Genomic DNA, 21,034 nt, shown 5'->3' with positions numbered 1-21,034 from the left:
ATTTGCTTAGTATTCCAAAAGCTATCTTAACCCAAAAAAGTTATATGTTAAAAAAACACTTATTATTATTTTTTTTTCTGTATTTCATCGATTTTGTTGAAAATAAAACAATTATTTAACAATAAATCAATATTTAAAATTCAAAATTTTAAGTTAAAAAAAACATAATGCTTCTTAAATTTTACAAAAACATTAACGAAACCGGTACTGACGAGGCGGGAAGAGGTTGTTTAGCGGGACCTGTGACCGCTGCAGCAATAATTCTGCCAGAATCATTCGAGAATTCAATTTTAACAGATTCAAAGCTGTTATCAGAACACAAAAGACAACTTTTAGAGCCATTATTAAAGGAAGATTGCATTTGTTTTGGAATTGCCCATATACAGCCAGAGATCATAGATGACATCAATATTTTAAATGCTTCTATTCTAGGAATGCACCATGCAATATCCAAATTATCGCAAACCCCAAGCCATATCATTGTTGACGGCAATAAATTCAAACCTTATAAAAAAATATCCCATACCTGCATTGTCAAAGGTGATTCTAAATATTTGAGTATTGCCGCAGCTTCTGTCTTAGCAAAAACAGCACGTGATGCCTATATGCTGAAATTGCACGAAGAATACCCTATGTACAACTGGAAAAAGAACAAAGGTTACCCTACCAAAGAGCATAGAGAAGCAATTAAAAAATATGGTATTACCAAGTACCACAGAACAAGTTTCAAGCTTTTGCCAAACAACTGATATAGTTTTACAAATAGTATAACTTTGTATAAATTTCTATTCATGAGACCTTTTCTAGCATACCTAGTTATTGCCTTTATTTGCTATAGCTGTACTTCTAAAAAAAAGAACGATAGTTCACCTTTAAAGGTAATACCTGAAAACGCTAGCTTAATATTTCAAATCAATGATTTTGAATCGGTTAAAAATGAATTTTCTTCCAATGAAATTCTAAACGGTTTAACATTGAATAAACCATTTTCTACATTAAAGAACACCCTTAAAGACTTAGGTCTTTTATCCAATCAAAAAAGCGGATTGGTTGCGCTCTCCGTTGACAGCCTAAATATAGATTACACCTTTATAACAAAAGATAGTCTTTCCATAGATAACTGGGCAGAACTAACCAGTAAAAGTAAAGAGGACCTCACTTTCAACGACTACACGGTTACAAAATACACAGTTGATAATTCAATATTCTACACTACATATCTTAATGATTTCTGGATTATGTGCTCTTCTCAACACCTACTTCAAGAAAACATTAATTCTGTAAACTCACCTCAAAAAAACAGTTCATTTAAACAACTTTACGAAGTATCCAACCATGAAAAGCTCATTAACATTTGGCTTGATATAGATAAAGGAACCACAATGCTTAACAATCTTTTAGGCAAAGACCAAAAAGTCTCCAATTTTGGCAGTTGGTTAACACTTGATGCCACTGTGCATGGTAACGAATTAGTTTTAAGCGGCATAGCACAGCCAAATGACCTTAATCAATATTACTTGTCATTATTCAAAAATATAAAACCTATAGAGAACAAAGTTTGGAATTTGGCTCCTAGTAATAGCAAATACATAACCTCATTTGGTTTTGATGAATTCAATAAGTTCATTGAAAATAAAACGCTAAACAACTACCCCACCCAACCTTTAGATTCACTATTAAGTACTGTTGAGGAAATTGGTATTACCGAAATTGACCAAGAAAAAATGCTGTTTTTAAAAACTTATGGTACCGCTACTTTACTTGACTATTTAAATACCGAAAAAGTAAGTACTGAAGAATTCAGTGGTAATGAAATATGGGAACTACATTCTGACAATACTATTTTTGCAACACTACAACCTTTAATTGGTGATATCACATTCACCTTCGCCAGTATTACCGAAAACACATTTATTTTTTCAACATCTAAAACCATCCTAGAATCAGCCATTTCTAAAATAAAGACTGGTGACACCTTTGACAAGACACCTATATATAAAACCATTGAAACCAACCTTACCCAATCATCGAGTGTGCTTTCAATTTCTAATTTTGACGGCAACGCTGCCTTCCTAAACGAATCGGTTTCTAAAACCTTGGGTAGTTCGTTCAGCAATAGTCATTTAAAAGATTATGTTTTTGCATCACAGATTATCGCAGATAATGGTTTCTACCACACTAACTTCTTAATTAAAAAGGTTACTAATGAAGATGTTCAAAACACAGTTTCACAAGCATTTGAAATTCAATTTAATACTGACCTTGCTACATTGCCCCAATTTGTAACCAACCATAATAATGGCAGAAAAGAAATTATAGTACAGGATCAAGAGAATATACTTTATTTAGTTTCCAATACCGGCAAAATTCTCTGGAAGAAACAGTTAGATGGTACAGTTCAAGGAAAAGTACACCAAGTAGATCTTTTCAAAAATGGTAAATTACAATTGGCATTTACTACAAACAACGAGTTTTTAATTTTAGACAGAAATGGAAAAGAGGTAAAACCTTTTAAAATAAACTATTCTGGCGGCAACCTTAATCCACTAGCGGTTTTTGACTACGAAGGAAATAAAAACTATAGATTCATAGTCACACAAAACAAAAAAGTACATATGTACAATAATGAAGGTAAAACAGTAAAAGGATTTACATATGATACTGCCGAAGCCAACATACTAAATTCTCCCCAACATTTTAGAATTGGAAAAAAAGACTACATTGTTCTTAAACTTGATAATGGCAAACTAAAAATATTAAATAGAGTTGGCAAAACCAGGATAAACATAAAAGACAAGTTTTCATTTTCCGATAATGAAATTAGGTTATACCAAAACAAATTTACTTTTACTTCGATGGATGGTATTTTATACCAAATTGACTCTCAAGGAAAAATTTCATCGAGCAATCTAAATCTAGCCAAAGATCACGGTATAGATGCCACATCTAGAACTTTAGCCATAATGAATGACAATATCTTACAAATACGAGACAAAAAGGTTGAACTTGAGTTAGGGGTTTATACCAAGCCCGTTATTTTCTACCTCAATGATAAAATCTATGTATCTGTAACGGATATTCAAAATCAGAAAATATACATGTTTGACAGTCAAGCCGAAGCCATACCAAATTTTCCTATTTTTGGTAATTCTGTCATTGATATGGCAGATATGAACAGAAACAAAAAGCCCGAACTTGTATTCAAGGATCAAGAAAATAGTATTAAGGTTTATAAAATACGATAACACACCGAAAGTTAAGGTCTACAAACATTTATATACCGACCATACATTTAATCAACATAATTCTTAGGATTTTCATAAATTTAAATAGTTATAATTCAGAACCTTAACTATTATAAAATGAAAACTAAATTATTATTTACACTTGCCTTTTTAACTTGTATCACCACCTCTATCGCTCAAGATAATTGTAGTAAATTCTACCCCATGAACAAAGGTGTTTCTATGGAATATACCAATTACAATAAAAAAGGAAAAGTAGAGGGCGTAAGCTCATATAAAGTCGTAGAGGCCATAAATAACGGAAACGTCACTAATGCCACCATGGCTATAGACCTGAAAGATAACAAAGGGAAGGACGCTTATAGTACCACGTACAATTTAACGTGTACCGGAAACATGGTAACCCTAGATTACGAATCTCTTCTACCCTCTGAAATGATGGAACAGTATGGCGATATGGATATTGAAATATCGGGTAATGATATAGAAATACCAAATGATCTTAGCGTTGGCCAAAAACTTAACGATGCCAATGTTGCCATGAAAATTAGTATGAGCGGTATAAATATGAATATGACCGTTGACATGACCAATAGAAATGTAGAGAAAAAAGAAAGTATCAGTACTCCTGCCGGCACTTATGACTGTTACGTACTATACAGTGAAAACCGATCAAAAATGATGATGGCAAACCAAGTATACCCGTCTAGAGTATGGCTTGCAGAAGGTGTAGGTATGGTTAAACAAGAAACTTATAAGAAAAATGGAGACCTTATGAGCAGTACCTTACTTACTGCACACAGCAAATAGACTAATGTCAAAACATAAAAAAACCGAGGTCTACACCTCGGTTTTTTTATGCACCTATGTTAACCATATGTTCTAAAACTTCATTAAAGGGAAATAATCCTAAAATATTAATAATGAAGACTACAACAAATTTTATCAAATGCGCAATTTTAATATTCGCCATTTCATTTACATCATGCTCTAAGGATGGAGATATTGGCCCTATTGGTCCACAAGGGGAACAGGGGATACAGGGTGAACAAGGAGAACAAGGACCTGCCGGTGAAGACGGGGAAGCGCTAGGAGTGCCCGGTCCGCAAGGTGAACAAGGTCAACAAGGAGAAACTGGACCTGCTGGAGAAGACGGAACTAATGGTACCGATGGAACAAACGGTGTAGACGGAGAGGATGGCAATGCCAATGTAGCCACATACACCTACGACCTTTCTTCAGAATCTGGAGCAACGATAACAGTCAATGCAACTGCTTTGTCCCAAGAGGTTATTGACAATGACTTAATTCTTGGATATCTTTTAAAAAATGGAAACACCTACACTCCCATTCCCGCACCAATCTATGCTTTTGGACTTGGTGACAATAGCGATATTGCCGTAGAAATAAGCTTGAACAGATATTGGATGTTCTTTTATGAAGTAGGAACAGAGAACTTAAAATCTGTAACTGCTGGTCAGTTAGACGAGTTAAAATTGATAGTTATAGAATCTAACAGTACAACTTCTGGCAAATCAAGTAAGGCAAACACATTATCGAACTTAAAGTCTGCTGGTGTAGACACCAACGACTATTATGCAGTCATGGATTATTATGGATTAGCATACTAATCTGATTTTAAAACATAAAAAATAGAGGCTTTCACCTCAGTTTTTTTTATGCTGTTATGTTAACCTTTACAATAAAGCCTCATTAAAAGGAAATAACCTTAAAATTTTAATAATGAAGATTACAATAAATTTTATCAAATGCGCAATTTTAATATTCGCCATTTCATTTACATCATGCTCTAAGGATGGAGATATTGGCCCTATTGGTCCACAAGGGGAACAGGGAATACAGGGAGAACAAGGACCCGCTGGTGAAGATGGAACGAATGGCACTAATGGTACCGATGGAACTAACGGTGAAGATGGAGAAGATGGAGAAGATGGAGAAGATGGAGAAGATGGTAATGCTAATGTAATTGCATCAGATTGGTTTGGTCCAGACGCTCAATACTTTGAAAGTAATGGCTATACAAAATATGCCGAATTTGAAAAAATAGTTACAGAAGTAGATACTGATTTTTATAACAAGGGAACTCTTCTAGTGTACGCCAAATTTGATAATTATGTCGAAGAAGTATGGCCTTCTGATCATATTTCACTGTTGCCATTACAAATTAGTGGTGGAACTACTGAACATATTTATACTGCATATGCGGCTATTGGCGCCATCAAAATAAGATACCGTCGAGAGGGTGAATTTGTACCTGAAACATATACCATCTCAGCTTCTGCGCTGTTCCGATATGTATTAATTCCACAAGCAACTACAGGTAAAAAACAAAAGGTTGATTTTTCAAAAATGACTTACGAAGAGGTAATGGATCATTTAGGATTGGAGTATTAAAATGCAATAGCCTAAAAAATAACAGAAAAAACCGAGGCTTACACCTCGGTTTTTTCATTTACCTCAGCTTCAAAAAGTATTTGAAAATGCTTTAGTAATTTTTGCTTCACTTCTTCCAAATTAACTTCTTTCTTACCTAACTCCACGTTTAAAGAAGTAACCGCCTTACCTTTTATTCCGCACGGGATCATTAAATCAAAATAACCTAAATCAGCATTGACATTTAACGCAAAACCATGCATAGTTACCCAACGCGATGCTCTTACACCCATGGCGCAAATTTTGCGTGCAAACGGAGTACCAACATCTAACCACACACCTGTTTCACCAGGCGAGCGCTCCGCTTTCAATCCATACTCCTTTAAAGTCAAAATGACCATTTCTTCCAAAAAACGAAGGTATTTATGTATATCCGTAAAGAAGTTATCCAAATCTAAAATAGGGTAACCTACTATTTGCCCTGGACCATGATAGGTGATATCCCCCCCTCTATTAATCTTATAGAAAGTGGCTCCTTTATCCGCCAAAACTTTTTCATCTACCAAAAGATTGGAAATGTCTCCGCTTTTTCCCAAAGTATACACATGGGGATGTTCAACATAAAGAAAATGATTGGGAGTTTCTAAGTTCAGCTCTTCTCTCCTATTGCGTATTTTAAGATCAAGCGTCTCTTGAAATAGCTGTTCCTGATAATCCCAAGTTTCTTTATAATCTTTAAGACCTAAATCTTGTACTTGTACCTTCTTGTTCATTTTACAAAGGTACGAAAAGCTATAGCCTATTTCTCTAATTCCACTTCAATGACTATAGATTCTGGGTCTTTCATCATTTCTAGAAAATTAACTTCATGTACCATAGTTTTTCCATCCATGGAAAATGTAGCTTCTTCTATGTTGGTAGATTTTACACGTCTTGGAAAATGATACTTAAATGTATATGTAGAGCTAGATAAAAACATTTCTGCACCTGCTAAACTATCTATGCTCCTTTCAAATAATGTTTGATCAAGAATTACTGTCTCTCGTTTGAATTTGTTCTTCTTAAAAGTATAGTTGACCTTTGTTGCTTCTTCTGGAGCACCACCCGGCATAGCATTACCCCCAGCAATGGGACCAATGGAACTTGCACTTTGAAAAGAATTAAATGCATCATTGACTTCTGATACTTTGTTGAATTCAGTAAACATATCAAAATTCATTATTCCTTTATCCGGATCAACGTTCATATGAAGTTTAAACGGCTCTAATCTTTTTAATTTTTCTTGCTCCTCTAAAGGTAATTTAGCTATGCTATCTTTCTTTTCTATCAACAAATCTCTAAATACCAAAGTGGAGTCTATAGCCTTTTCCAATTTTGTAGAATCTGTTTCTGGCAACATTTGCAACATTTCGCCCCCATCAAAAGAAATACTCATTTTGCCTGAGCCATTTTCATTAAAATAAATTTCTTCTGTAAAATTACAGGCAACAAAGAATACTGTTATAAAAACAGCAGTGAAGGTTTTTAAAAGTTTCATGAAAGATTTTTCTAATTAGGATTGTTCAAAATGACCAATGCGGCAATTACGCCAGGCACCCAGCCGCAAAAAGTTAAAAGTAAAACAATTAGAAAAGAACCACAACCTTTGCCCAAAACCGCTAAAGGAGGAAAAAAAATGGCGAGCAATACGCGAATTAAACTCATTTGATTATTATTTTGATTGATTGATGTACCTTATACGTCGCAAGTATAACCACTTTGTTACAAAAACCGATCTTAAAAACTATCATTATTTAACCAATGCCTAAAAAGTTATTTTTAATTTACCTGCTATTTTCTTTTTCCTATTGTGCCGCACAATACAGCTTTAAAGGTCAAATTGCAGAACAACAGTTTGGCAAAACTATATACCTTTCCATTATTGAAGATTACAGAAAGTTCGACAAAATTTCAATGGAACAGATTTTAAAGAAGACTACAACAGATTCTTTGGGCTATTTTAATTTTAGCGGAGATAATTTAATGGACCAAAACAGGATTTATAGAATACACGTGGATGAATGTTCTGATCTTGGCACTAATTCCGATCATTTTTTTGGTAGTTGTGAATACAGCAAAAGTATCTTGTTCATTGCCAAAAACACCGACACCATTATGTTTCCGACATCATTTGACAATGAGACGCTATGTGAAATTTCTTCCACTAATTCTTCATCTTCTATGTTTTTGGATATTGATGTTCTAAAAGAGCAAATGGCATATGAATTCAATGAATTTAGAAGTAATGCAAATAAAAAATTAAACTCAAAAAAATGGTTTTCCTCTTTGCAAGATTATGGAGCTAACCTAAATGAACCACTGGCAGAATTATATATTTATAGCTTTTTATCCGATAGAAAAAATGATACTTACTCCTATTACTTAGATGATATCAACAATACGGATTATTATACATCTCTAGGTAATCGTTTACGTTCTAAATACCCAGAAATTAACTTGACTACATTATATAATAACGAAATAGCGATTGACCAACAAATTGCTGATCGTAAAGACCCTTCAGCCAAACTATGGCAATGGGTATTGCCGTTTTTACTGGTTATTTCTATCGGGTTCAATATCTTTTTAATTCTAAAATCAAAAAAAGATAAAACAAAACTACAAATTTCACCTTTGACCAAACTTACAGAGCAGGAACAAAATATAGTATCCCAAATTCTTAAAAGCAAAACCAACAAAGAAATTGCCAATGACATGTTTATTAGCGTTAGCACCGTAAAAACACACATAAACAACGTTTACAAGAAATTGGGGGTAAGTACAAGAGATGAAATAAAGCAACGTTTTCAATAACCCTATAAATCTCCACCCTGGGTCTAGTACCCATTTCCACCCTTTAAAACCTAATTTTCCCTAATAATTTCTAGAATTTTCAGATCTAATCTAAAATCATAGATCATGAAATTTTCCTTATTAATTATTGCATTTATTTTAAGCTTCACTACTACAATCAATTCTCAAAAAATCAACCAAGAAGTGCATATTGAGAATCAACAACCATTTCTACTTGGCAAAATTACACCCGAAGCTCTTTCCGCAAACACCTATAAAACTTGGTATCTTCCTAATTTCAGCAACTATAAAGCTGATACCGAAAAAATAAAACTCATTAAAGAACACTTAAACGCTTACAAAATATTAATATTTATGGGCACTTGGTGTGGTGATAGCAAACGAGAGGTTCCGCGATTTTTAAAAATTCTGGAGCAAGCTGAATACCCTAATGAAAACTTAAAAATCATTGCCCTTGACAAAAGAAAAGAAGCCTATAAAAAAAGTCCACAAGGTGAAGAGTGGGGATTAAACATTAGAAGAGTTCCTACTTTTATTTTTTATAAAAATGGCAGAGAAATAAATAGAATTATTGAAACTCCCATCACCAGTTTAGAAGACGACATTTTAAAAATTGTTAGCCAACAAGTCTACCAACCCAATTATGGGACATCATTACATTTTGACTGACAACAATTGATATCATCTAGCTTATAATTAATCGAGTATTTTATAATTAACTAAAACCTTTACAACTATTGTTACGTTAGATAATTATGAAATACTTGAACAAGTTATCCCTTATACCGCTAATAGGTCTTCTGTTTACTATATTACCATCTTGCAGCCAAACCGAAGATATTAGATCCGCACCTATTCAGAAGATCTAAACAACCAAGAAACCATAAACTATTTGGCTCTTGGCGATAGTTATACCGTTGGAGAAAGCGTTGCGTTTGAAGACAGCTTCCCAAAACAATTGAGTTCCACTATTGAAGAAAATAAAAACTATAAGGTCAATACTACCGTAATTGCACAAACCGGCTGGAGAACCGATCAATTATTGGCATCAATTGGTGGTAGAGCATCTGCCGAGTATAATTTAGTCACGCTACTTATTGGTGTAAACAATCAATTTCAATCTAGACCATTTTCTCAATATGAGACAGAATTTGTAAGATTAATTGATAAAGCCATTAGTCTTGCGGGTAATGATTCTAACAAAGTAGTCGTGCTTTCAATTCCAGATTACCTTTATACGCCTTATGGCCAAAGTAACGGTGATGACCAAATCTCAAGGGAACTTGACAGGTATAATGATTTTGCCAAATCTACCTCAAAATCCAAAGGAGTTACGTTTCTAAATATTACCGATATTACCAGAAAAGGTTTAAACGAACCTGAATTGGTAGCAAATGATGGTTTACACCCTTCTGCCCTTGCATATGAAAAATTTGTTGAAAGACTCTATCCTTTAGTGCGTTCTAGATTGAAAGATTAAGACATATCGATTATATTTGCCAGCTAAATAAACGACGGCATGCAATTATCGGAGCAAGAGCTTATCAGAAGAGAAAAATTGGAAAAACTAAGAGCATTGGGTATCAATCCTTATCCAGCTGCTTTATACCCTGTAAATGCTACATCGGCAAGCATTAAATCTAATTATGAGGAAGGTAAACAGGTTGTTGTTGCCGGTAGACTCATGTCTCGTAGAATTCAAGGTAAAGCTTCTTTTGCCGAGCTACAAGATAGTTCCGGTCGTATTCAAGTTTATTTCAATAGAGATGAAATCTGTACAGGCGATGATAAGTCTTTATACAATGATGTCTATAAAAAATTATTGGATATTGGTGATATTATCGGTATTGAGGGTGACCTATTTACTACCCAAGTAGGCGAAAAAACCATTATGGTCAAGAAATTTACCATGTTGAGCAAATCGCTTAGACCTTTACCATTACCAAAAAAAGATGCAGAAGGCAAGGTCTTTGATGAGTTCAATGACCCAGAATTACGCTACCGTCAACGTTATGTAGATTTGGTGGTGAACCCAAAGGTCAAAGAAACATTCATTAAAAGAACCAAGATCACCAATAGTATTCGTGAGTTCTATAACGACAAAGGTTATTTAGAGGTTGAAACACCAATTTTACAACCAATACCAGGTGGTGCTACGGCACGCCCTTTCTTAACGCACCATAATGCGCTGAACATTCCTTTGTATTTACGTATTGCCAATGAACTTTACCTAAAGAGATTGATCGTTGGTGGGTTCGATGGTGTTTATGAATTTTCAAAGGATTTTAGAAACGAAGGTATGGATCGTACCCATAATCCGGAATTTACGGTAATGGAACTGTATGTAGCCTACAAAGACTACAATTGGATGATGGATACCACTGAAAAATTATTGGAGAAAATTGCGATGGATGCCAATGGGACTACTAAGGTAACCGTAGGCAAACACGAAATTGAATTCAAAGCTCCGTACGCAAGAGTACCTATTTTAGAGGCTATAAAAATACACACAGGTATTGATGTTGCCGGTATGCCAGAAGAAGAACTACGTGAAACGGCTAAAAAATTAGGTTTAGAGGTCGATGAAACTATGGGTGTGGGCAAACTGATCGATGAGATTTTTGGTGAAAAATGTGAGCACCATTACGTGCAACCAACATTTATTACAGATTACCCAAAGGAAATGAGCCCGTTGACCAAAGAGCATAGAGACAACCCTGCTTTGACAGAACGTTTTGAGCTTATGGTAAACGGTAAAGAGTTGGCAAATGCTTATTCTGAGCTTAATGACCCAATTGACCAAAGAGAGCGTTTTGAAGATCAACTGAAGTTGTCCGAAAAAGGTGATGACGAAGCTATGTTCATTGACCAGGATTTTCTTAGGGCATTAGAATACGGTATGCCACCTACTTCTGGTATTGGTATAGGTATTGATCGTTTGGTTATGTTGATGACCAACAATGCATCTATACAAGAAGTATTATTCTTCCCGCAAATGAGACCAGAAAAGAAACCTCTTCAATTATCCGATAATGAAAAGGTTATTTTTGATATCCTTAAATCAGAAAAGAAAATGCAATTAGACACGCTTAAAAACAAAGCAGATCTAAGCAACAAAGCATGGGACAAAGGCATTAAAGGGATTACAAAACAGCAACTGGCAAAAATCTATAAGGAAGACGATGTTCTTTTTGTTGAAATATTAAAATAGCCATTTACCGTAAGAATAAAAAATAGTAGTTTAGAAGCTGGCAAAACCAACCAGAATGAACTTAAGCAGTAAAATAGGTCTGTTTACAGGTCCTATACTATTTTTTATAATCATTTTTTTACCAAGTGTATTGATTTCAGATAGTGCGGACGCCGTCATTGCCGTTGCACTATGGATGGTTATATGGTGGGTAACAGAAGCGGTTTCTATTTCCGTAACCGCTCTATTACCCCTATTGCTTTTTCCAATTTTAAAAATTATGCCAGTTGGCGAAGTTGGAGCAAACTACGGTAGCCCCATAGTTTTTTTATTCTTTGGTGGCTTTGTAATGGCACTGGCGTTAGAGAAGGTAAATCTGCATAAAAGAATAGCACTCACTATCATTAAACTTACCGGTACCTCTGCCAATAAGGTGGTATTAGGTTTTATGATCGCTACTGCCGTACTGAGCATGTGGATCAGCAATACTGCAAGTACGGTAGTTATGTTACCGATCGCCATGTCGGTCATCAATCTATTGATCGAAGATGAAGACGGATTCACTACAAGAGATCGCAATTTTGCCTTAAGTGTAATGCTTGGCATTGCCTTTTCTGCCAATGCGGGTGGTATTGCAACGGTTATTGGTACCCCTCCAAATTCTGTCTTAATAGGATTGCTTGAAAACCAATATCAAATAGAAATATCATTTTTAAAATGGATGACTATAGGGCTACCCTTTTCCCTTATCATGATTTCCATTTGTTATTTTATTCTCGTAAAAGTCTTTTTCCCTACTCAGGGTTTAAAATTTAAGGCTTCAAAAACCATTATTCATGAGGAACTGGATAAATTAGGTCCTACTTCCGGGAAGGAAAAAATGGTCTTATCCATTTTTGGAGTCACAATATTTTTGTGGGTGTTCAGAACATTGATCAATTCCATTTTCCCCAATTTAGGTCTATCGGATACCCTTATCAGTATTTTTGCCGCAATAGCGTTATTTACACTGCCGTATAATCTAAAAAAAGGAGATTTTATTTTAGAATGGAAAGACACCCAAAAACTGGCTTGGGGAATTTTAATACTATTTGGCGGTGGTCTATCACTGGCAAATGGCATGTCCGTTTCGGGTATTGTAGATTTGGTTGCCCAAGTTATCGCAGAAAGCAACCTAAGTATATTGCTTACGGCTTCTTTACTGATCGTTCTAATGCTATTTATGACAGAATTAATGAGCAATGTTGCTCTTGTTGCAGTATTAGCTCCTGTTGTTGCCGGAATAGCCATAGGGCTGGGTCTGCCCATAACTTATCTACTTATTCCCATCACTATTGCAAGTAGCTGTGCTTTCATGCTACCAATGGCCACGCCACCAAATGCCATAGTTTTCGCTAGCGGGTATATTAAGGTACATGAAATGGCACGCGCCGGAATAATTCTTAATCTTATAGCGGTTCTCTTACTGATCCTCTTATTTCAATTTTTTCTACCTCTTTTATTTTAATAGGAATTTATTATAAAAAATAAAGCCCTTGCATATTGCAAAGGCTTTATAATCGACTAATTCAGAATGAAAAAATGTTTATTCCTATTTAAAAGACGCCTATTGATCATGATTGTTACAAATAGGCTTAAGAAATTATTAACTATTTGTTACAGATATTATTTCAATCTTTGGAAGATTACCTAACTAACTCACAAATGAAAAGAAAATTACTTGTAAAATTATTACTATTACTGTGTGTTTTTGGCTACCAGAATGCTGACGCCCAAATTTTCAAAAAGAAAAAGAAAAACACGGAACAAGAAGCTAACAAGCCTTCTAAAGATAAAATTCAACCTTATAACAAGGTTATAACAAAAGATGCCAAAAGTGATGCTGGTTTATTTACTACCCACGTAGTAGATGAAAATCACTATTTTGAAATTCCAGATTCCCTATTCAATAAAGAAATGCTGATGGTTAGTCGTATTTCCAAAACTGCATCGGGCATTGGTTTTGGTGGTGGAAAAATAAACACCCAAGTACTTCGCTGGGAAAAGAAAGATAAAAAAGTATTACTTCGTGTAGTATCCCATGATGTTGTTGCCGCAGATTCTTTACCGGTACATGAAGCCGTTGTAAATTCAAACTTTGAACCGGTTTTATTCTCCTTCGATATTAAAGCTATTCAGAAAGACTCGCTCAACCCTACAACCGTAATCGAAGTAAACGATATTTTTACGAAGGACACCAAAGCTTTTGGTATGCCAGATAGATATCGCAAAAGATATAAAGTATCTCGTTTAGATGAAGGCAGAGGGTATATAGAATCTATTAAGAGTTACCCATTAAATGTTGAAGTACGCCATGTGAAAACGTATTTGGCGAGCAACCCTCCAAGTAATTCTACCTTAGGTTCAATTTCTGTGGAAATCAATAACTCTATGGTACTATTACCTGAAGAACCTATGAAACGCAGATATTTTGATGAGCGTGTAGGTTGGTTTGCACGTGGACAAGTAGATTATGGTCTAGATGCTCAAGAGAGCAAAACGATCAAGTTTTTAGATAGATGGCGCTTAGAGGTTAAAGATGAGGATATAGAGAAATTCAAAAATGGCGAACTAGTTGAACCAAAAAAGCAAATTGTATACTATGTAGATAGGGCTACACCTAGAAAATGGGTACCTTTTATTAAGCAAGGTATTGAAGATTGGCAAACCGCTTTTGAAGCTGCAGGTTTTAAGAACGCCATAATTGCAAAAGAACCACCTACAGTTGAAGAAGATCCAGAATGGTCTCCTGAAGATGTGCGTTATTCAGTGGTTCGTTATTTAGCATCACCTATACCAAATGCCAATGGTCCGCATGTTAGCGATCCCCGCAGTGGTGAAATATTAGAATCTGATATTAATTGGTACCATAATGTAATGACCTTATTGAGAAACTGGTACTTTGTACAAACAGCAGCTATCAATCCTGCTGCCAGAGGTGTATCTTTTGATGATGAAGTCATGGGTCGCTTAATTAGATTTGTATCATCACATGAAGTTGGTCACACGCTTGGGCTTCCACATAATATGGGCAGTAGTGTTGCATACCCTGTAGACTCCCTTCGTTCTAAGAAGTTCACAAAAAAATATGGTACGGCACCATCAATAATGGATTATGCCCGTTTTAACTACATTGCGCAACCTGGCGATGAAGGTGTTGCCTTAATGCCAGATATTGGGGTATATGATAAATATGCCATTCAATGGGGATACAAACCAATTTTAAACACTACCGCAGAAGAAGAGAAAGCTATTTTGGACCAGTGGATCTTAAAACATGCAGGTGACCCTCTTTACCGTTTTGGTCACCAACAAGTAGGTGATATAGTTGACCCAAGTTCACAGACCGAAGATTTGGGAGATGATGCTATGAAAGCTAGTGAATACGGTATTGCCAATTTAAAAAGAATTGTTCCCAAACTCATAGAGTGGACCGCAGAAGATGGTAAGAACTATGAAGACCTTGATAAACTTTATGGGCAAGTATTCGCTCAGTTCAATAGATATATGGGCCATGTTTCCAATAATATTGGGGGCGTATATGAGCACCACAAAACCTATGACCAAGATGGCGCCGTGTATACCGCCGTACCTAAAGAACGCCAGCAAAGAGCCATGGCTTTTCTTCAAGAACAGTTATTTAATACTCCAATGTGGATGCTAGACCAAGATATTTTGGAGCGTACAGAGTACTCTGGCTTTTTAGAACAAATGCGGGCTATGCAAGTACGTACATTAAATAATGTATTAAGCTTAGGCAAAATGGCAAGGTTGATAGAAAATGAAACAATGGATAAGTCCGAAGCTTATTCCCTTGCCCAAATGATGAGCGAATTAAGAAAAGGTATATGGTCTGAAACAAGGAGTGGCAAAACGGTAGATACTTATAGAAGGAACCTACAAAAAGCCCATATTGACCGTTTAGCATATTTGTTGACTGCAGAAAATCAAGCCAAAGCTTCGGATTTTGGTGGCTACAGAAAATCAACAGTTGTCAACACCAGTCAATCTGATATTCGAACCATTGCGAGAGCCGAATTGAATATTTTGAAGCGCGATATTAGAAACGCACGTAACAGAACCTCTGACTTGATGACAAAATATCATTACGACGATGTTTCTGAGCGTATTAACGATATTTTAGACCCTAAATAATTGCATGTAATTGTGGTCAAGATTTCAACGTTATCGATGAAAAACCAATATCATCGATGAATGAAATGTGTTAACCACATTTTAAATATTCTAGACATCAAAAAAAGCCCATTACACAACAATGGGCTTTTTCATGCGTTTATCTTTTTTAGATTAGTAAAGAATTTAAAACCCCCAAATCATGACCAATAAAGTAAAAAGTCTTATCTACCTAGCTTGTTTTATCTGTGCTTCTGTTGTTTATCACCAGAACACAAATGATACCGTTAAAGAAGATATTGTAACAAACACCTACGAACAAGAGGCTGACATCGTTATTAATCCATACAAAACGATGGAAGGACGAACACAGACCAATTAAAAAATTCAAAGAACATACCTACTTAAAAGCGCGACCCAAAAGCCGCGCTTTTTAATTATCATAATTTATCTTTTTCCGTTAAAAAACTATTAAAAATTAAATTACGCTTAAACCTAATTGAAAATTTCATGTCAAAGTAACAAATACATAAAAAAATAAACATGAAAAAATTAGTAATGGCCATATTGATTATGGCAGGCATAACCGCAACGGCACAAGATCACCAAAGAAAAGGAAAAAGAGGTGACATGAAAGATTTGACTCCTGAACAAGTAGCAACTATTCAGACCAAAAAAATGACTTTGGCCTTAGATCTCAATGAATCTCAACAAGGAAAAATCAAAGCAATACTTACTGAAGATGCCACTGCTCGAAAAACAAAAATGGAAGAGAGAAAAGCCCAAAAAGAGGAAGGTAAAAAGGTATTGACCGCAGAAGAAAAGTACGCTATGCAAAATGAGCGCTTAGACCATCAGATTGCCAGAAAAGAGCAAATGAAATCTATACTTGATGACGAGCAATATGAAAAATGGGAAAAAATGGACCATAAACAAAAAATGCGAGGTAAAAACAATGAAGGTAGAAAAGGAAAACGATCTGCCAGACAATAGATGCTTATATAAACCCAAAAAAAAGACTTGCTTTCGGCAGGTCTTTTTTGCATTTAATCGATATCTCAAACTTTCCAAAACACCTTATAAACCAAGGCTAAACCCTTAAACCATACATTCATGGATGAAATTGCATATTTGACCAATAAATTTTAAGCTAACACCTTTATGCTTGTACTTAGAATCTTCAAATTGAAGACAGCAACATGCCTCTCAATTTAGATTTTAAGACACCAAACCATGATAGCAAAAAAAATAGGTTATTTATCTCTACTTATAGCCTTTACTCTTTTAACCGGTTGCCAACAAGAACTTTACAAGTCTAATAACAAATTTAATATTCCGGAAAAAAGTACAGAGGAGCCTTTGGTTCAGTTTTTAATAGAGCCAACAAATTATAGCGCTATTTTAGAAACTGAAAACTTAGCAAAAGCTTTTGACTATTCTAAAATTGCACACAAAACGTTATGGGTAAATCAATTTAACGAAAAGTTGAATATTGCACCAACCACAAGGGTCGTTACCGTTCATGAAACTGCAGGTTTAAGTACCATTGCCATTGACAGTCTCTTAAAGTTCGTTTCAAAAGGTGGAACCTTATTGATTACCAAAGCAGCAAAAGATGAACGTATGTCTTATTTTTTTGGCATGACCCCTGGGGCTGATTGGTCTACGAACAAAGTAGCATCGGGCCTGTTCTTTAACAAACCTTTGTTTCCAGGTATGCAAGGTCGCGGCTTTGATAATGAAACAACCCATTTAGGTTTCAATACTTCCAATTTCTCCAGTAACGTTAATGTACTGGTATCTGCATATAATGATAACAATTACCCTGTTTTAGTTGAAAATCAAATTGGCAATGGTAAGGTCATCCTGTACAATTCATCCCAAGTACTTAAAAAAGAAATGAGGGGATTGTTATTTTCAGCCAGTTTGCTTGGACTTGAAGGCATACCCTACCCAATTGCAAATATTGGAACGCTTTTTCTTGATGATTTTCCATCAGCTGTTTATGACGAAAATGGCAAAGCCATAACCTTAAAAAATGGAGAGGGAAAATCTGAGTTCTTAAAAAAAGATTGGTGGCCTAAAATGAAAAAGTTTTCCCAAGAAGAAGATATAAAATTCTCTGCATATGTAACTTTTAATGCCGATGACAAGAACACCGGTGAGGCTAACTTTAAAAGTTGGGACCAAACTGGGCTATTGGATGGAAAAAATGAAGATGGTACCAATAAATGGATGATCAACGAGTTTACCAACCGTGGTCATGAATTAGGTTTTCGTGGTTATAACCATCTTTCATTGTCTAAAGAATTATGGCAAGACACTGATCAAATTCTTGAAAATATAAAGGCGTCTGAGAAAAAATGGGAAGAAAATATATCCAAGTCCTTACCCACATCATATGTGGCACCAAATAATAAAATTGATAGTTTAGGACTAATATCATTAAAAAAAGGTTTTCCTAGTTTAAACTTTGTTCATACCTCTTTCTTAGGAGATTTATATAAAGGTGGTAACAGGGAGTTTGACCCAGACCCATTGAACAATAGATTTTTTGATTATCCACGTTTAAGTAGTGGTTATACCATTTCAGATAAAGAATTATGGGCTATAGAATCTACCTATCTATATACAGGAATTTGGTCTCACGCCTTAAGTACTGAAGATGCTGTTGAAATGGTAAATGCCGACAATGCAATCAATTCACTTAAAAACCATATTGCAGACTACAAGAAAAGACACCCCCAAATGCAATTCTTAACCGCTAAAAAATCTACAGAGGCAGTTATGGATTGGCGCTATCAAAGTATTCGTCATTTAAGTTATGAAGGTCAGTATGAAGTATCTAGTTCCTTAAACTCAGATGCCAATAAAGACTCTTATTGGTTAATGTACGTTAGCGAACATAACAATGTCAAAGTACATGAAAAATTATTCTTTGACCAGACAGAATTTAGCGCAACCCCATTTTTAAATGGTTTTCTATATAGCATTAAAACAAAGTCCCCAAATTTAAGTGTACCAGATATACGACCAGAAATTAGAACATTAATTGGTACAACCTCAACTTTAATCACCAATACAAATAACGATTATAAAGCTTATAACCGGAGTAAGCAGACCATGGTGCCTTTAAAGAAAAAAATCAACAGATTGGTGGTTGAAGAAAAAACCAAAGAGGCAACAAACTTAATGGAAAAATTATTTGACAATAATAAATTCATTAACAGCCAAGAAATAGTTACTTATGCAGAAGGTATGGAGGCTCAAGGCAAAACCGAAGAGCTTTGGTCACAATTAGACCAGCTATATTTAAAAAACCCATCAAGTTCTTATGCAGATTTTTCTAGGGACATTAGTATTGTCAGTAATTACCCAACACCTACCATTAAAAAAATGTGGATAGAGAGACAGATGGAATGGGGACAAAATGACCCCGCCCTTCTTAAAGAATATTATCAAAATTTTAATACCGAAGACAATACCGAAATTATAGAACAAGTACTTAGCGTTCTATATTCTTTAGAACCAACTGATGAGAACCAACATACATACTACGATTTTTTGGTAAAATCCAATAAAGATGATTTGCTACAGAAACTAGATGAGATAGCACCTTGTAGTATATCCAATAAAGATCTGGCCACTTCAATTAGTGAAGCATATGCAGAGAAACTTAATTTTGACAAGGCAGAACTTTGGCAAAAATGTGGAAATATTTCTCCAGAAGTGGTTAAGGAATGGAAAGAAAAAACAAAGACCATTGCAAGTAAGAAATTTACAGACTTTGAGTACTATCTAAGATATCTACTGGTCAATGATCCAGACAAAGCCTTAGAGGAAGCCCAAGAAATAGAGCCCTGCAGACCCGATTTAATTAGACTATCAAAGAACATTGCTCTTTTATTTGCGCAATACTCACAATACCAGAAAGCTTTAGACTGGAGCACGTGTACCAACACCATTTCTATTAAATATATTTTAGATTGGAATCTTGAATACGCCAATGGTCGGTATTTAAAACAAGTATATGCCAAACATATAGAAAAAAATCCTAGAGATTATAATACCATGAACCATATGGTGAAATTATTGTTATTAAAGGGTGATGTAGATGGTGCAGGTAAAATAGCCTTGAGCATACCACAGAACAAAATTGATCCCGATTTTAAAATTGCATTCAACAATGAGGTAAAATCTGAAACTAACGAAAAGCAATCTTTATATGTAAGCAAGTACAAAGTTTTAATGGATGACGCTATTGTAAAAAAATCTGAAATTGAAGCTAGAAAAAAGAAAGGGCACTCCATAGGACTTACCTCATCTGCTATTGCAGATGAATTTAACCCAACCTTGTTCAACAACGCCTTCCATTTTGGTTTTTATAATACAAAACTCGACTTTCATAAATTCTCAATTGTCCAAGGTACCGCATATTCAGTTCTTAAGGACACTATAGTACCTAATGATATTGATAGAGATTTACTGGGTGTTGCCTATCAATATAAAACAGAGTCTAATGAGAAGAAACCTTTTTCCGTTGGCGCCAAAGTAGAATTAGATAATTTTAATAAAGTATTCTTTCATTTTAATACCGGTATAGATTTTATTGGTGACAATAGTACATCATCATTAGCTTTAAAAGTACACCCCGTTACTACAGGACCGGGTTACGAATTAAACATTTATGATATTCAGGTAAAAGCAGCACAGGAGTTTGAATACTCATCTAACCTAGATCACCAATTTTATGTAAAAGCAGATTACTACACTGATAGTCAATACTACGCTATTGGTGGCACCAGAGTAAAATATAATTTGCTGAATTTGGACAAATTTAAATTTGGTCCATTAATAGAAGGTGCTTACGGTGTTGGCTCTGAAGAGAGAAGAGACGGTTTTCCTTACTGGCTTACCGAAGATAGACTTTATGCCGGTGGAGGATTACAATTCACCATTGGTAACGAAGATTCAGATTTTAATTGGCAAAGCGACTTTTCACTTTTTGCCGAGCAGGAAGAAGATAGCTTTCAGCGTTACGAAGGTAAACTATCTTACAGGATCAAGAATTTTACAACCGTACATTTAAATTACTCGTATTTTACTATTGACCGGTTTTTCTCTAACACCGTTCAGCTGGGTATTCAGTATAATTTCAAATAATAAAGAAAGCCCTGAA

At 35.1% G+C, this 21,034-nt stretch carries 17 protein-coding genes; 14 read left to right on the top strand and 3 right to left on the bottom strand.

What is annotated here, in order from left to right:
* Positions 1-167: 167 nt before the first annotated feature.
* The 5 genes from VBZ51_RS18855 to VBZ51_RS18835 all read left to right on the top strand — a co-directional run bounded on the left by VBZ51_RS18855 (position 168) and on the right by VBZ51_RS18835 (position 5,660).
* Entirely contained in the window at positions 168-749 is a 582-nt protein-coding gene (locus tag VBZ51_RS18855) for a ribonuclease HII (RefSeq protein WP_416577955.1), read from the top strand.
* A 42-nt stretch (positions 750-791) separates the two neighbouring features.
* Complete coding sequence (locus VBZ51_RS18850) at positions 792-3,245, top strand: ribonuclease HII (protein ID WP_416577954.1); 2,454 nt, start codon at positions 792-794, stop codon at positions 3,243-3,245.
* Positions 3,246-3,362: 117 nt separating this feature from the next.
* Positions 3,363-4,055 carry a hypothetical protein gene (locus VBZ51_RS18845; RefSeq protein WP_416577953.1) on the top strand — a complete coding sequence of 231 codons (693 nt, stop codon included), beginning with the start codon at positions 3,363-3,365 and terminating at the stop codon, positions 4,053-4,055.
* A gap of 113 nt (positions 4,056-4,168) precedes the next feature.
* A complete protein-coding gene (locus tag VBZ51_RS18840) occupies positions 4,169-4,876 on the top strand; it encodes a hypothetical protein (RefSeq protein WP_416577952.1) in 708 nt (235 codons plus the stop codon).
* Between the two features lie 112 nt (positions 4,877-4,988).
* On the top strand, positions 4,989-5,660 hold the full coding sequence (locus VBZ51_RS18835) for a hypothetical protein (RefSeq protein ID WP_416577951.1): 672 nt from the start codon (positions 4,989-4,991) through the stop codon (positions 5,658-5,660).
* Between the two features lie 38 nt (positions 5,661-5,698).
* Here the strand turns inward: VBZ51_RS18835 and lipB are convergent, their stop codons facing one another.
* Genes lipB through VBZ51_RS18820 form a run of 3 tightly spaced genes read right to left on the bottom strand, consistent with a single transcriptional unit; the run spans position 5,699 to position 7,343 of the window.
* Positions 5,699-6,412: a lipoyl(octanoyl) transferase LipB gene (gene lipB / locus VBZ51_RS18830; RefSeq protein WP_058105243.1), complete on the bottom strand. Its 714-nt coding sequence runs from the start codon at positions 6,410-6,412 to the stop codon at positions 5,699-5,701.
* 26 nt (positions 6,413-6,438) lie between these two features.
* The gene (locus tag VBZ51_RS18825) at positions 6,439-7,176 is read right to left on the bottom strand and encodes a hypothetical protein (protein ID WP_416577950.1); all 738 of its coding nucleotides are present in this window, start codon (positions 7,174-7,176) and stop codon (positions 6,439-6,441) included.
* Between the two features lie 11 nt (positions 7,177-7,187).
* Positions 7,188-7,343: a YqaE/Pmp3 family membrane protein gene (locus tag VBZ51_RS18820; protein WP_074669928.1), complete on the bottom strand. Its 156-nt coding sequence runs from the start codon at positions 7,341-7,343 to the stop codon at positions 7,188-7,190.
* Positions 7,344-7,439: 96 nt separating this feature from the next.
* On the opposite strand from VBZ51_RS18820, the gene VBZ51_RS18815 reads away from it, so the two are divergent.
* From VBZ51_RS18815 to VBZ51_RS18775, 9 genes are all read left to right on the top strand, one after another.
* Complete coding sequence (locus VBZ51_RS18815; protein ID WP_416577949.1) at positions 7,440-8,492, top strand: LuxR C-terminal-related transcriptional regulator; 1,053 nt, start codon at positions 7,440-7,442, stop codon at positions 8,490-8,492.
* 105 nt (positions 8,493-8,597) lie between these two features.
* On the top strand, positions 8,598-9,161 hold the full coding sequence (locus VBZ51_RS18810; protein ID WP_416577948.1) for a TlpA family protein disulfide reductase: 564 nt from the start codon (positions 8,598-8,600) through the stop codon (positions 9,159-9,161).
* A 223-nt stretch (positions 9,162-9,384) separates the two neighbouring features.
* On the top strand, positions 9,385-9,972 hold the full coding sequence (locus VBZ51_RS18805) for an SGNH/GDSL hydrolase family protein (RefSeq protein WP_416577947.1): 588 nt from the start codon (positions 9,385-9,387) through the stop codon (positions 9,970-9,972).
* Positions 9,973-10,011: 39 nt separating this feature from the next.
* Positions 10,012-11,703 carry a lysine--tRNA ligase gene (gene lysS / locus VBZ51_RS18800; RefSeq protein ID WP_416577946.1) on the top strand — a complete coding sequence of 564 codons (1,692 nt, stop codon included), beginning with the start codon at positions 10,012-10,014 and terminating at the stop codon, positions 11,701-11,703.
* Positions 11,704-11,758: 55 nt separating this feature from the next.
* Positions 11,759-13,189: an SLC13 family permease gene (locus VBZ51_RS18795; protein ID WP_416577945.1), complete on the top strand. Its 1,431-nt coding sequence runs from the start codon at positions 11,759-11,761 to the stop codon at positions 13,187-13,189.
* A 197-nt stretch (positions 13,190-13,386) separates the two neighbouring features.
* A complete protein-coding gene (locus tag VBZ51_RS18790) occupies positions 13,387-15,876 on the top strand; it encodes a zinc-dependent metalloprotease (protein WP_416577944.1) in 2,490 nt (829 codons plus the stop codon).
* Positions 15,877-16,057: 181 nt separating this feature from the next.
* Entirely contained in the window at positions 16,058-16,237 is a 180-nt protein-coding gene (locus VBZ51_RS18785) for a hypothetical protein (RefSeq protein WP_139254354.1), read from the top strand.
* Positions 16,238-16,398: 161 nt separating this feature from the next.
* Positions 16,399-16,848, top strand: a complete 450-nt coding sequence (locus tag VBZ51_RS18780; protein ID WP_348361111.1) for a hypothetical protein — start codon at positions 16,399-16,401, stop codon at positions 16,846-16,848.
* Between the two features lie 240 nt (positions 16,849-17,088).
* Positions 17,089-21,018: a DUF2194 domain-containing protein gene (locus tag VBZ51_RS18775; RefSeq protein WP_416577943.1), complete on the top strand. Its 3,930-nt coding sequence runs from the start codon at positions 17,089-17,091 to the stop codon at positions 21,016-21,018.
* Positions 21,019-21,034 lie beyond the last annotated feature (16 nt).

Origin of the sequence: Maribacter sp. HS (genome assembly GCF_048059195.1) — a bacterium.
Classification (GTDB): Bacteria; Bacteroidota; Bacteroidia; order Flavobacteriales; family Flavobacteriaceae; genus Maribacter; species Maribacter dokdonensis.
The sequence above is the reverse complement of the archived record's forward strand: the minus strand, read 5'-3'. Positions and strand labels throughout refer to the sequence as shown.